The following is a 12632-nucleotide window of genomic DNA, read 5'->3' as shown; positions in this document are numbered from 1 at the left end:
GTCGCCTCCGGTGCGACCGCGGCGGCGGCCGGGGTCTCCGGCTCGGCGGGCGTCTGCGCGGCGGCCTCCGCGGCCGACTGTGTGGGGACGGCGGGGGTCTGGTCTTCCGGGCGATCGCCCTGGATGTCGCTCATGATTGCTCCTTCTGCCAAGCACTCACCACTGTGCCCATCGATGCTGTGCGTTTCTTATGTCGGGAGTGGGACTCGCCTATGCAAGAGGGATGAGCCTGCCCGGTACGGTGAAGCGATGCGACAGATCCCCGGAGCATGGCACCGCACGGCGGCGGGTGCCGGACTCGTCGGCGCCGACGGGTCGATCCACCCCACCATCTTCGCGGAGATGTCGGCCCTGGCGGCGCACACCGGCGCGATCAACCTCGGCCAGGGTTTCCCCGACGAGGACGGGCCCGCCGAGGTGCTGGAGGCCGCCCGCTCGGCGATCGCGAACGGGGCGAACCAGTACCCGCCGGGGCGCGGCATCCCGGACCTCCTCTCTGCCATCGCGGAGCACCAAGAGCGGTTCTACGGTCTGCACCTGGATCCTGCCCGCGAGGTGCTCGTGACGGCCGGGGCGACCGAGGCGCTCGCCGCGGCGCTGCTGGCGCTGCTCGACGACCCCGACGACGAGGTGGTCGTCTTCGAGCCGTACTACGACTCCTACGCGGCGGTGGCAGCGCTGGCCGGCGCGCGCCTGGTGACCGTGCCGTTGCGCTGGCCGGACTTCCAGCCCGACCTCGATGACCTGCGCGCCGCCGTCAGCGACCGCACCCGCGTGATCCTGGTGAACGACCCGCACAATCCGACGGGCGCCGTGTTCCACTCCGACGTGCGCGACGAGATCGTGCGCCTCGCGGCGCGCCATGACGCCGTCATCGTCACCGACGAGGTGTACGAGCATCTGGTCTTCGACGAGCCGCATGTCCCGCTCGCGACGCTGCCGGGAGCCGGGGAGCGCACACTGACGATCTCCTCGGGCGGCAAGACCTTCTCGACCACGGGCTGGAAGATCGGCTGGATCTCGGGACCCGCCCCGCTGATCGATGCCGTGCTCGCGGTGAAGCAGTTCCTCACCTACGTCAACGGCAGCCCATTCCAGCCCGCCATCGCCACCGGACTCCGCCTCGGCGACGACTTCTTCCGCGGCATCGCCGACACTCTCCGCGCGAAACGCGATCTGCTCGGCGAGGGCCTGCGCACGGCGGGATTCGAGGTGTCGACCCCGGCGGGTTCGTACTTCACCGTCGCCGACGCCCGAGCGCTCGGAGCGACGGATGCCGCGGCGTTCTGCCGCGCACTCCCCCAGCGTGCCGGGGTCGTCGCGATCCCTCTCACCGCATTCGCGACACCCGAGCACCGCGCCGAGTATGCGACCCTCGTGCGCTTCGCCGCGTGCAAGCGCGTCGATGTGCTCGCGGAGGCGGCATCCCGTCTTGCCCGCCTCGCGTAAGGCCGCCGCTCAGCGCTGCTCGACGCGGAAGCGGCGAAGCGCGAGCGCGGGGTTGACGCGCCGCACGCGCCCGATCGCCCCGATGTCGAGATGCGCCACGGCGACGTCGGTCGACGTGCCGACGGCGGCGAGTTCGACGCCCAGCGGATCGACGATGAGCGAGTTGCCCACGCCCAGGGGCGGCGGGTGGTCCGCCGCGGCGACGAACACCGTGTTCTCGATCGCCCGCGCGTGCAGCAGCGTGCGCCAGTGGTGCTCTTTGAGTGGCCCGCGGACCCACTCGGCCGGGACGACGAAGACATCCGCCCCGGCATCGACCAGCAGCCGCCCCACCTCGGGGAAGCGCAGGTCGTAGCAGGTCATGAGGCCGAATCGCAGTCCGTCGAGCTCGAACGTCCGCGGCGGCGCGGGCTCGCCCGGCTCCACCCAGTCCGACTCGCGCTGACCGAAGGCGTCGTACAGGTGCAGCTTGCGGTAGTGCGCGATCAGCCCGGTCGCATCGACCGCGACGGCGGTGTTGCGCACACGGTGCTCGTCGCTCGCCCGCTCGAGGAGGCCCGCCACGATCACCACCTCGTGGCTGCCCGCCATCTCCGTCAGGGCGTGCACGAACGGGCCGTCGAGGTCTTCGGCGTTCTCGGCGAGCGACTCGTCGAACGGGTCGACGAAGTAGCTCGAGTACTCGGGGAAGACCACCACCCGGGCGCCCCGAGCGGATGCCGTCGCCACGAGCTGCTCGATCGACTCGAGGTTGCCCGCCGCGTCGGCTGTGGGGGCGAATTGCGCGACCGCGATCGGCAGGGTGTCGGTCATCGGCGCTCTCCGTTCGTGCGGATCCGGACGCGCATGATGGCCGGCGCGATGAGCCACAGCACCAGGATCAGCACGGCCAGCGGAATCAGCGCCCACCAGCCCGCGGACCCGCCGAGGACGACGTCGAACACGAACGCCACCACGCCGACGACGAGCACCGACACCGTCAGCAGCGCGGTGATGAGACATCCGTGGCCGTAGCGGACGACCGCGGGCTTGGCGCGCTGCTGGAAGAGCACCCGATGCAGGGCGACCGGGGCGAGCGCCACGATCGAGCTGATCGCGGAGAGGACGACCAGGCCGAGGTAGACGGTGCGCTGGGTATCGGACAGATCAGCGAACGCGGGCTGGAACGCGAGGGCGAGCAGGAAGCCCGTGAGGATCTGCGTGCCGGTCTGGAGCACTCGGAGCTCTTGCAGCACCTCGTTCCAGTTGCGGTCGGCGCGCTCCTCCGGCGTCTCGTCGCGACCGTCCACGCGGTCATCCTGGGGGTCGGTGTCGCGGTCGCCGGGCATGCGCTCATCCTGTCGCGCGGGGCGCCGGCACAGCAACCCGCCCGCGCCGTGGTCATGAGCACTCGAAACCCGTGTTAGGCTATTCCTTGTGCCGCGGGGTGGAGCAGCTCGGTAGCTCGCTGGGCTCATAACCCAGAGGTCGCAGGTTCAAATCCTGTCCCCGCAACAGAAAACGAAGAAGAGGGCATCCCGCCAAGGGATGCCCTCTTCTTCGTTTGGTCTCACGAGACCAGTTCCGACAGCCGAGGGTTACTCGGGGGGATCCATCGCGCCGCTGAGGTCGTCGAGGAAGCGCTCGATCACCGAGAGCTCGGACTCGTCGTACCGCATGGCGATCGTGCGCATGGCGCGCAGCCGCTCGCCGAAGACGCGGAAGAAGGCGTGCCGGGCTCCGTCGGTCAGCACGACGACGCGACCGCGGCGATCGGTCGGGTGCGGGCGGCGCTCGACATGTCCGGAATCGACCAGTCGGTCCAGCAGCTTCGTCGTCGACGCGGTGGAGATCCGCAGGTGCCGGGCGATGTCGCGTGGGCTCACGGACTGCTCCTGCCGCTCCCGGATGATCAGCAGCCGCAGCGCCGCCACGTCGGTGGCGTTCATGTCCATGTCGTCCTTCATGCCGCTGTGCATGCGCTCCATGGCGTCGCTGACGGCGCGAATCGACGTGAGCACACGCATCACCGCGTGCTCATGATTCGTCTGCGGTTGCCAGCGCTCGGACTTCATGGACGTTCCCTCCGACCCGTTGTAGCATCGCATAAGAGAAATTGCTAGTTTGGCTAGCAATTCAGGAAGGGAGTGATCGGATGCCCGACACCGACCACGTGGTGCTGCTCGACGACGACGGCAACCCGATCGGCACCGCGCCCAAGTCGAGCGTGCACGGTCCCGACACCGCGCTGCACCTGGCTTTCTCCTGCCATGTGCTCAACGGCCAGGGGCAGGTCCTGATCACCCGCCGGGCGCTGAGCAAGCGCACCTGGCCCGGCGTCTGGACCAACTCGTTCTGCGGGCATCCTCGTCCGGCCGAACCCGTCCTCTCCGCGGTCCGGCGGCACGCCGACTTCGAACTCGGCATCACGCTGACCGATCTCCGAGTGGCGCTCCCCCTGTTCCGCTACCGTGCCACCGATGCGAACGGCATCGTCGAGCACGAGGTGTGCCCCGTGTACATCGCGTACACCGACGACGAGCCGGTGCTCAACCCGCTCGAGGTGGTCGACGCCCGCTGGGTCGAGCCCGAGGCGATCGCCACCGCGCTCGAGGCGACGCCCTGGGCCTTCAGCCCCTGGCTCGTGCTGCAGGCAGAGCAGCTCCACCTGTTCGACGCTCCGTCACGTCAGCGCCGCGCATCATGATCCCGGCGGCGACCGACCCCGACCTGCAGATCGCGATCGACGGGGCGCTCGCGAGGATCCGCGAGCGCGCCGTGGAGCTCGGCCCCGCGTTCAGCGTGCTGGCGGATGCCATCACCCGCGCCGCGCACGGCGGCAAGCGGCTGCGTCCGGCTCTGGTCACGGCATCCTTCGACGCGTTCCGCACCGACGATGCCAACGCCTCGGCCGCCCTCTCTGTGGCGGCCGCATTCGAACTGCTCCACACCGCGTTCGTCGTGCACGACGACGTGATCGACCACGACACCATGCGCCGCGGCGTGCCCAACATCGGCGGCGAGTTCCGGCTGCGCGCGCAGGACGACGGCGCCGACGCCGACGGCGCCGCACTCCTCGGTGACGCCGCTGCGATCCTGGGCGGCGACATCCTGCTCCATGAGGCGTTCCGGCTGGTCGCTATGGCGCACACCGATGCCGCGACCCGCGATCGCCTCCTCACCCTTGTCGACGACGCCATCCTGGTCTCCGCCGCCGGCGAGCTCGCAGACGTGGAGAACAGTGTCGCGACGCGGCATCCGTCCCGGGGTGCGACCCTCGACACGGCCTTCAACAAGACCGCTGTGTACTCGTTCCGCGCGCCGATGCAGGCGGGCGCTCTGCTGGGCGGCGCGGACGCCGACGCGCTGCGCGTGCTCGGAGACGCCGCGGGGCGCCTCGGACTGGCCTTCCAGCTCGTCGACGACCTCATCGGCGCCTTCGGCACGACGCAGCAGACGGGCCGGGACACCGGGCCCGACCTCCGCGAGAACAAGCGCACGCCGCTCGTCGCGCTGGCACGCGAATCCACCACCGCCGACCGCGTCGACGAAGCCCTCGCCCTGGCCCGCACAGGACCCGTGGCGGTCCGCGAGGCGCAGTTCGTGCTCGAATCGAGCGGTGCGCGCGAGCGTATGGTCGCTCTGATCTGCGAGACCCTCGAGGCGGTGCGGACGGCCTCGGACGACCCGGCTCTGCCGGATCGCGCGGGCGTCCTGCTGCGCACTCTCGCCGACGAAATCGAAGGGCGAGTCCCGTGAGCGACACCCGCAGCCGCACGGCGACCGGGCTGGCGCTGTACGACCGGGCGGCCGCGGATGCCGCTGCCACCGTGATCGCCCGCTACTCGACCTCGTTCGGGCTCGCGTGCCGCCTTCTCGGGCCGCGGCCACGCCCGCACGTGCGAAACATCTACGCGCTCGCACGCATCGCGGACGAGATCGTCGACGGACCGGCTGCCGAGGCGGGACTGTCACCCGAGGCCATGGAAAAAGTGCTGGACCAGCTCGAGCAGGAGGTGCTCGACGCGAGGCTCCGCGGTTTCAGCTCGAACCTCGTCGTGCACGCCTTCGCCGGCACCGCGCGCGAATGCGGGATCGGTCCGGACCTGGTGGCGCCGTTCTTCGCGTCCATGCGCACCGATCTCCACACGCAGCGGCACGACGCCGCCTCGCATGACGCCTACGTCTACGGCTCGGCGGAGGTCATCGGCCTGATGTGCCTGCAGGTGTTCGTCAACGCGGGCGCGCCGCATCCCATCACCCCGTCAGCGGAGCTGGCGGACGGCGCCCGGCGGCTCGGCGCCGCCTTCCAGGACGTCAACTTCCTGCGGGACCGCACGCACGACGGCGCGGTGCTCGGCCGGGACTACCTGGGCCCGGCCGCCGACGAAGGAGAGCGTGCCGCCATCCTCGACCGCATCGACGCGGACCTCGCCGCCGCCGCCCGCACCATCCCGGCACTGCCGGCGGACTGCCGCCGCGCCGTGACCGCCGCACACGACCTGTTCGCCGAGCTCGCGGCACGCCTGCGAGCGTGCGCCGACGGGGAGTCCCGAGTGCGTGTGCCCGACGCCGTCAAGGCGCGGCTCGCCGCGCGCGCGCTGCTGGGATTCGCTCCACGGGAGGTGCGCGCATGAGCATGCAGGTCTCGCCGCGACGGGCGGTCGTCATCGGCGGAGGGATCGGCGGGCTCGCCGCCGCGGCGCTGCTCGCCGCGGAGGGCTGGGATACGTCTCTGTTCGAGGCACGCGACGAGCTGGGCGGGCGCGCCGGATCGTGGGAGCACGAGGGATTCCGCTTCGACACCGGGCCCAGCTGGTACCTCATGCCCGAGGTGTTCGACCACTTCTTCCGGCTGCTCGGGACGACCGCCGATCGCGAGCTCGACCTCGTACCGCTCGATCCGGCGTACCGCGTCTACTCGGACCCCTCCACCGGTCTCGACCCGCTCGACGTCCGATCCGGACGCGCCGCCGCGACGGCGCTCTTCGAGAGCGTGGAGCCGGGTGCCGGCGCACGACTGGACGCCTATCTGGACTCCGCCGCCGACGCGTACGACCTCGCCGTCAACCGCTTCCTGTACGACACGTACGAGACGACTGCGGGCCTCAGAGACCCTGCCCTGCTGCGACGGATGCCGCGCCTCGCGCCATTGCTGACGCGTACGCTCGCGCGCCACGTCGAGACCCGCTTCGCGGATCCGCGGCTGCGTCAGATCCTCGAGTACCCCGCCGTGTTCCTGGGCGGCTCGCCGTACGGCGTGCCGAGCCTGTACCACCTGATGAGTCACCTCGACCTCGACGACCGCGTGCTGTACCCGCGCGGCGGCTTCACCGAGCTGATCCGAGCGGTCGTACGCCTGGCGGAGGCATCCGGAGTCGTCATCGAGACGGGAGCGCGCGTCACGTCGATCACGACGGAAGCCGGAACGGCGACCGGTGTCGAACTCGCCGACGGACGCCGTGTGAGCGCCGACCTCGTCGTGTCGGGCGCGGACCTGCACCACACCGAGACGCAGCTCGTCGCCCGCGCCGAGCAGACCTACCCCGAGGAGTGGTGGCGCTCGCGCACGCCGAGCCCGGGCGCGCTCCTCGTCATGCTCGGCGTCGAGGGCACGCTGCCGCAGCTCGCCCACCACACGCTGCTCTTCCGGCATGACTGGCGCGCCGGGTTCGACGACATCTTCGGCTCGCACCCGCGGATCCCCGATCCCGCTTCGCTCTACATCTGCCGCCCCAGCGCCACGGACCCCACCGTGGCGCCTCCCGAGCACGAGAATCTCTTCGTGCTCGTCCCCGTGCCCGCGGACCCCAGCCTCGGGCACGGGGGCTTCAACGGCGACGGCGACCCTCGCATCGAGACCGCCGCCGACCGGGTCATCGCGCAGATCGCCGATTGGTGCGGCGTCCCGGATCTGGCCAGCCGCATCGTCGTGCGGCGTACGGTCGCACCGGCCGATTTCGCCGACGACCTGGGAGCCTGGCGCGGCAATGCGCTCGGCCTCGCCCACACCCTGCGCCAGAGCGCCGTGTTCCGGCCCCGGAACGCCTCCCGTACCGTCGACGGCCTGTCGTACGTAGGCGCCTCGACGCTTCCGGGCATCGGCCTCCCGATGTGCCTCATCTCTGCCGAGCTCGTCGTCAAACGGCTCCGCGGTGACCGGTCTCCCGGTCCTCTCGCGGAACCTGCGAGAGTGTGACGGTGCCCGGAATCTACCTCGCGGCGATCCTCGCCTCCATCGTCGGCGTGCTGCTGATCGATCGACGCTGGCGGCTCGCCGCGTGGGCGGCGCCCGGCCTGACGCTGGCCGCGGTGGGCATCGGCACGGCGTTCTTCCTCGCCTGGGACGCCGTCGGCATCGCCGCGGGCGTCTTCGTCAAAGGCGACAGTGCGCTCCTTCTCGGGATCGACCTCGCACCGCACCTCCCGCTCGAGGAACCGTTCTTCCTGGCCTTCCTGAGCTACCTCGCACTCGTGGCCTGGGCGGGCGCGCAGCGCATGCTCGAGCGTCGCCGGACGGATGCCGCCGCCCCGCCGTCGGAGGCGGCACGATGACCTATCCCCTCATCGTCCTGCCGTTCGTGGCGATCACGGCGTTCCTCGCCCTGCTCACGGCCCGGCGGCCCGGTTTCGCACGGAGGATGACGGCGTCTGCCATCGCCGCCGGCATCCTGGTCGTCCTGACCGCCGTGTTCGACAACCTGATGATCGCCGCGGGTCTGTTCACCTATCCCGCATCGCTCATCTCGGGGGTGCGGATCGGCCTCGCCCCGATCGAGGACTTCGCGTACCCGGTGTGCGCGGCATTTCTCGTTCCCTCGGTGTTCACGCTGCTCGAGACCGCGCGGCTCCGCCGGCAGGAGGCGAGACCATGACCGCCGCACCGCCGCTTCGCGCCGGCGCCGTCGCGCGCCAGCTGGTGATCGCCTCACGGCCGGTGAGCTGGATCAACACCGCGTACCCGTTCGCCGCCGCGTACCTGCTCACCACGCGCCAGATCGACGCGACGCTCGTCGTCGGCACGCTGTTCTTCCTCGTGCCCTACAACCTCGCGATGTACGGCATCAACGACGTGTTCGACTACGAGTCCGACCTGCGCAACCCCCGCAAGGGAGGCGCCCACGGCGCCGTGCTCGACCGCCGGATGCACCGGGTGACGCTGTGGGCAGCGGGTCTGCTGTGTCTCCCCTTCGTCGCGTACCTGCTGGTGATCGGCTCCCCGGTCTCGTGGCTGGTGCTCGCCGCGAGCCTGTTCTTCGTCGTCTTCTACAGCGCACCGCCGCTGCGCCTCAAAGAGCGGCCGTTCCTGGACTCGGCGACCAGCAGCATCCACTTCTTCTCCCCTGCCGTGTACGCGCTGGTCCTCGCCGGCGCGACCTGGACCCTCCCGCTCGTGGCGCTGATCGTCGCCTTCGCGCTGTGGGGCATCGCCTCCCACGCGTTCGGGGCGGTTCAGGATGTCGTCGCCGACCGGGAGGCCGGCATCGCGTCCATCGCCACGGCCCGAGGAGCCCGCTGGACCGTGCGCTTCGCGCTCGTCTGCTACGTCGCAGCCGGCCTCGCCATGCTCGCGACGACCTGGCCCGGACCGCTGGCCGCGGTGATCGCCATCCCGTATGTCGTGACGGTCTGGCCGTACCGCTCCGTCACCGACGCCGACGCGGCCACCGCCACGGCGGGGTGGCGCCGCTTCCTCTGGCTGAACCAGCTGTCGGGCTTCGTCGTCACGCTGCTGCTCATCTGGTACGCCGTCCTCACCGGCTGAGCCCGGCCACTGCCCGCGGATCCCCGTCCGCTGCCCGCCCGCATACGCGAAGGGCCGTCCAGCTGCCGCCGGACGGCCCTTCGCGTGAATCGGTGCTTACTGCTCGCCGAGCTCGATGAGCTTCTCGATCGCGGCGGTGAGCCGGTCGTCGGCCTCGCCGTACGCGGCCCAGTCCCCCTGCTCGAGCGCGGTCTGCCGGTCGACCAGCGCCTGCTGCGCGTCCTGGAGCGCGGCCTGGTACTCGTCGGTCGGCTCCTCGGGTGTCGTGGGCTCGGTGGGCGCGGGCGTGGGCTCGGGTGCGGGCGTCGCGCCGGGCGTGGGCTCGACGTCGGTATCACCGGCGTCCGCGCCCGAATCGCCGCCGAACAGCGTGTCGAGCGCCTCGTTCAGCGTGTCTTCGAACGCGATGTCCTTGCCGAACGAGACCAGCACCTTCTGCAGCTTGGGCAGCTTCGTCGCGCCGGACGACTGCACGAACACCGGCTGGACGTAGAGCAGGCCACCGCCGACGGGCAGCGTCAGCAGGTTGCCCTTCAGCACGTCCGAGTCGCCCTGCTTCAGGATGTTGACGAACGAGGACACCTCGGGCTGCGAATCGAAGTCGTTCTGCACCTGACCGGGTCCCGAGACGGGCGTATCGGCATCGATCACCAGCATCCGGAGCTTGCCGTAGTCGTCGTTCTTCACGCCGGCTTCACTCCCGGCGTTCGAGTTGACGGCGAGGTAGCCCATGAGGACGTTCCTGGCGTTGCCTCCCGTCGAGGACGGGATGAACGACGTGAACATCGAGTACGTCGGCGCCTCTTCACCCGGCATCTGCATCGTCAGGTAGTAGGGCGGCTGCAGCGCGGTGTCGTCCTGCGGGTCGTTCGGCGTCTGCCAGCGGTTGTCGCTCTGGTAGAACGACCGCGCGTCGTCGACGTGGTAGACGCCGAGGATCGTGCGCTGCACCTTGAACAGGTCCGTCGGGTACCGCACGTGGCTCATCAGGTCGGCCGACATCTCGCTGATCGGCTCGATCGTCGACGGGTACACCTTCTGCCACGCCTGCAGGATAGGGTCCTCCTCATCCCAGGCGTACAGCTTCACCGACCCGTCGTACGCGTCGACCGTGGCCTTCACCGAGTTGCGGATGTAGTTGATGTCGTCCAGCGCGAAGCGCGGCGCGGGGTTGCTGGAGTCCGAGATCGCCGACGTGAGGCTGACCGTCGACGAGTACGGGTAGTTGGCGCTCAGCGTGTACCCGTCGATGATCCAGACGATCCGGCCGTCGACGACGCTCGGGTAGGCGTCGTTGTCGAGCGTCAGGTAGGGCGCCACCTTCTGCACGCGCTCGCGAGGATTGCGGTCGTAGAGGATCTGCGATTCCGAGTTGACGTAGTCCGAGAACAGGATCTGCTCGGCCTGGAACTTCAGCGCGTAGACGAGACGGTTGAACACGTTGCCGAGACTCGGCCCGCCGTCGCCCTCGAAGGTCGTCTTCTGCTCACCCGAGGCGGCGTCGCCACCCTCCGGGTAGTCCAGCTCGGCCGGCGGGGTGCCCTCCGGCGCGCCGACGATCGAGTACGGCGGCGAGGACTCGCCGAAGTACACGCGCGGCTGGAAGTCGTCCTGATCCGTGAGGAAGCCGCTGGCGGGGATGCCGCGCTCCAGGAAGACCGGATCGCCGTCGCCCGTGCGGTCGTTGCCCTTCGCCACCACGATGCCGTAGCCGTGGGTGTACACGACGGCGGAGTTCTGCCAGTCCGCCGCGTTGCCGAGCTGGTCGAGGTTGAGCTCTCGGACCGATACGACGGTGTCCTGCGAGACGCCGTCCCGCTCGTACCGGTCCACGTCGAGCGGATCGGCGAACTGGTAATACGACCGGTACTGCTCGAGCTGACGCACGTTGGGCGAGATGATCGCGGGGTCCATGATGCGCACCTGCGCGGTCGTGGCGGCGTCGTCGCGCAGTTGGCCGGGCTCGGCATCCGTCACCGCGGCGAAGTCCTCCTGCTCGAGGCCGGAGACGCCGTAGGCCTGATGCGTCATGTCGACGTTGCGCTGGTAGTACTTCTCTTCGAGCGAGAAGCGGTTGGGCTGCACCTGGAACGTGTTGACGACCCACGGGTACCCGACGCCGACGACGATCGCCGACACCACGAGGAGGGCCGTTGCGATGAGCGGGTAGCGCCAGCGGCCGATGATGGCGGTGACGAAGAACAGGATCGCGACGATGACCGCGACGATGGCGAGGATCGTCTGCCCGGGGATGATCGCGTTGACGCCGGTGTAGCCGGGGCCGGTGATGCGGTCGTCCGCGCCGGACTCGACGAGCGTCTTGTACCGGTCGAGCCAGAGGCTCGCGCCCTGCACCAGCAGATAGAGGCCCGCGATCACCGCGAGCTGGATGCGTGCGGACTTCGAGATCCGCAGCTCGCGCTGGCCCACCCGCACCGAGCCGTACAGGTACGACACGAGAGCCGTCACGAGCAGGCAGATCAGCAGCACCGCCGACGCGAAGCCGATGAGCGAGCTCCAGAACGGCATGGCGAACATGTAGAAGCCGGTGTCGAGGTGGAACTCGGGGTCGGTGGTGTCCGTCGCGACGCCGTTGAACCACAGCCACGTCGTCTCCCACTGCGCCGAGGCCGCGAAGCCGGCGAAGAAGCCGAAGAAGACGGGGATGCCCCACATCGCCAGGCGCCGCAGGGGCTCGACGACCTCCTGGTAGCGGTCGAGCTGCGAGCTCAGCCGCGCGTACACGGGGCGCAGGCGGTAGGCGAGCTGGATCGACAGCCACACCGGCACGGCCATCCCGAGGAAGCCGACCACGAACATCACCACACGAGCGACCCACTGGGTCAGCAGAACCTCTGTGAACCCGAGCTGGTCGAACCAGAGCCAGTCCGCGTAGAGGCTCGCGAAGACGAAGAACGCCACCACGAGGGCGGCGATGATCGCGAGCGTGGTGGCGATGACGCGGCGGGTGCGGGAGGGTGTGGCCGGAGTCGGCGGCGAGGTCGTGGTCACCGTCCCATCCTAGGCGGCGGATTCAGGGCGGCCGCCTTGTCCTCCCTGGGCGAACTCTCGGAATCGCGCAACGTTTCGGGCACGATCCTCCGTGTCACTTCGCCGTGCAGGTGGGCAGCGCGTCGAGGTCGCCTCCGTCGCGCACGGCGTCGAGCACGGCGAGCGCGTCATCGAGGTCCTCGACCGAGAAGACCCGCAGATCGCCCGGGATGTGGCCCACCACCTCGTCGCAGTTCGCCTCCGGCGCGAGGAACCAGTCGGCGCCGGCATCCACCGCGCCCCACATCTTCTGACGGATGCCGCCGATCGGCCCGACCTCGCCGTCCGCCGTGATCGTCCCGGTGCCGGCGACCTGCTCGCCGCCGTTCAGCTCGTCGGGGGTCAGGGTGTCGATGATGCCGAGCGCGAACATCATTCCCGCGCTCGG

The 12632-nt window shown here is 70.1% G+C and carries 13 protein-coding genes and 1 tRNA gene; 9 read left to right on the top strand and 5 right to left on the bottom strand.

What is annotated here, in order from left to right; all coding sequences use genetic code 11:
- Positions 1-249 precede the first annotated feature (249 nt).
- Positions 250-1449 carry an aminotransferase class I/II-fold pyridoxal phosphate-dependent enzyme gene (locus VIP82_RS04780; protein WP_331906186.1) on the top strand — a complete coding sequence of 400 codons (1200 nt, stop codon included), beginning with the start codon at positions 250-252 and terminating at the stop codon, positions 1447-1449.
- A 9-nt stretch (positions 1450-1458) separates the two neighbouring features.
- Here VIP82_RS04780 and VIP82_RS04775 read toward each other — a convergent pair whose 3' ends face one another.
- Complete coding sequence (locus VIP82_RS04775) at positions 1459-2262, bottom strand: carbon-nitrogen hydrolase family protein (RefSeq protein ID WP_331906184.1); 804 nt, start codon at positions 2260-2262, stop codon at positions 1459-1461.
- A complete protein-coding gene (locus VIP82_RS04770) occupies positions 2259-2777 on the bottom strand; it encodes a DUF6328 family protein (RefSeq protein WP_331906181.1) in 519 nt (172 codons plus the stop codon). Before VIP82_RS04770 ends, VIP82_RS04775 begins: the two co-directional genes overlap by 4 nt.
- A gap of 92 nt (positions 2778-2869) precedes the next feature.
- On the opposite strand from VIP82_RS04770, the gene VIP82_RS04765 reads away from it, so the two are divergent.
- A tRNA-Met gene (locus VIP82_RS04765) sits at positions 2870-2943 on the top strand.
- Between the two features lie 83 nt (positions 2944-3026).
- On the opposite strand, the gene VIP82_RS04760 is transcribed toward VIP82_RS04765, so the two are convergent.
- On the bottom strand, positions 3027-3503 hold the full coding sequence (locus VIP82_RS04760) for a MarR family winged helix-turn-helix transcriptional regulator (RefSeq protein WP_331906179.1): 477 nt from the start codon (positions 3501-3503) through the stop codon (positions 3027-3029).
- An 80-nt stretch (positions 3504-3583) separates the two neighbouring features.
- On the opposite strand from VIP82_RS04760, the gene idi reads away from it, so the two are divergent.
- From idi to VIP82_RS04725, 7 genes are read left to right on the top strand one after another with little or no spacing between them, the layout of a single operon-like run.
- Positions 3584-4135, top strand: coding sequence for an isopentenyl-diphosphate Delta-isomerase (gene idi / locus VIP82_RS04755; RefSeq protein WP_331906177.1), 552 nt, complete (start codon positions 3584-3586; stop codon positions 4133-4135).
- Positions 4132-5187 carry a polyprenyl synthetase family protein gene (locus VIP82_RS04750; protein ID WP_331906175.1) on the top strand — a complete coding sequence of 352 codons (1056 nt, stop codon included), beginning with the start codon at positions 4132-4134 and terminating at the stop codon, positions 5185-5187. The genes idi and VIP82_RS04750 overlap by 4 nt, the downstream gene beginning before the upstream one ends.
- Positions 5184-6065 carry a phytoene/squalene synthase family protein gene (locus tag VIP82_RS04745; protein ID WP_331906173.1) on the top strand — a complete coding sequence of 294 codons (882 nt, stop codon included), beginning with the start codon at positions 5184-5186 and terminating at the stop codon, positions 6063-6065. Before VIP82_RS04750 ends, VIP82_RS04745 begins: the two co-directional genes overlap by 4 nt.
- On the top strand, positions 6062-7627 hold the full coding sequence (gene crtI, locus VIP82_RS04740) for a phytoene desaturase family protein (RefSeq protein ID WP_331906171.1): 1566 nt from the start codon (positions 6062-6064) through the stop codon (positions 7625-7627). Before VIP82_RS04745 ends, crtI begins: the two co-directional genes overlap by 4 nt.
- Positions 7628-7629: 2 nt before the next feature.
- On the top strand, positions 7630-7983 hold the full coding sequence (locus VIP82_RS04735) for a lycopene cyclase domain-containing protein (RefSeq protein WP_331906169.1): 354 nt from the start codon (positions 7630-7632) through the stop codon (positions 7981-7983).
- Positions 7980-8303: a lycopene cyclase domain-containing protein gene (locus VIP82_RS04730; protein ID WP_331906167.1), complete on the top strand. Its 324-nt coding sequence runs from the start codon at positions 7980-7982 to the stop codon at positions 8301-8303. The genes VIP82_RS04735 and VIP82_RS04730 overlap by 4 nt, the downstream gene beginning before the upstream one ends.
- Positions 8300-9193, top strand: coding sequence for a prenyltransferase (locus tag VIP82_RS04725; RefSeq protein ID WP_331906165.1), 894 nt, complete (start codon positions 8300-8302; stop codon positions 9191-9193). The genes VIP82_RS04730 and VIP82_RS04725 overlap by 4 nt, the downstream gene beginning before the upstream one ends.
- A 96-nt stretch (positions 9194-9289) precedes the next feature.
- Here VIP82_RS04725 and VIP82_RS04720 read toward each other — a convergent pair whose 3' ends face one another.
- Both VIP82_RS04720 and VIP82_RS04715 read right to left on the bottom strand, forming a co-directional pair.
- A complete protein-coding gene (locus VIP82_RS04720; protein ID WP_331906163.1) occupies positions 9290-12205 on the bottom strand; it encodes a UPF0182 family membrane protein in 2916 nt (971 codons plus the stop codon).
- A gap of 94 nt (positions 12206-12299) precedes the next feature.
- A partial coding sequence (locus VIP82_RS04715) for a S16 family serine protease (RefSeq protein WP_331906161.1) occupies positions 12300-12632 on the bottom strand: 333 nt, incomplete at its 5' end.

This window comes from Microbacterium sp., from assembly GCF_036566905.1.
In the GTDB taxonomy this organism is placed as follows: domain Bacteria; phylum Actinomycetota; class Actinomycetes; order Actinomycetales; family Microbacteriaceae; genus Microbacterium.
Note: the sequence above shows the minus strand (reverse complement) of the source record. Positions and strands in the feature narration are given on the sequence as shown.

Coding starts and splice junctions, on each gene's coding strand:
- VIP82_RS04760 (WP_331906179.1), bottom strand. CDS start 3,503: ATGAAGTCCGAGCGCTGGCAACCGCAGACGAATCATGAGCACGCGGTG.
- VIP82_RS04750 (WP_331906175.1), top strand. CDS start 4,132: ATGATCCCGGCGGCGACCGACCCCGACCTGCAGATCGCGATCGACGGG.
- VIP82_RS04725 (WP_331906165.1), top strand. CDS start 8,300: ATGACCGCCGCACCGCCGCTTCGCGCCGGCGCCGTCGCGCGCCAGCTG.
- idi (WP_331906177.1), top strand. CDS start 3,584: ATGCCCGACACCGACCACGTGGTGCTGCTCGACGACGACGGCAACCCG.
- VIP82_RS04780 (WP_331906186.1), top strand. CDS start 250: ATGCGACAGATCCCCGGAGCATGGCACCGCACGGCGGCGGGTGCCGGA.
- crtI (WP_331906171.1), top strand. CDS start 6,062: ATGAGCATGCAGGTCTCGCCGCGACGGGCGGTCGTCATCGGCGGAGGG.
- VIP82_RS04770 (WP_331906181.1), bottom strand. CDS start 2,777: ATGCCCGGCGACCGCGACACCGACCCCCAGGATGACCGCGTGGACGGT.
- VIP82_RS04775 (WP_331906184.1), bottom strand. CDS start 2,262: ATGACCGACACCCTGCCGATCGCGGTCGCGCAATTCGCCCCCACAGCC.
- VIP82_RS04730 (WP_331906167.1), top strand. CDS start 7,980: ATGACCTATCCCCTCATCGTCCTGCCGTTCGTGGCGATCACGGCGTTC.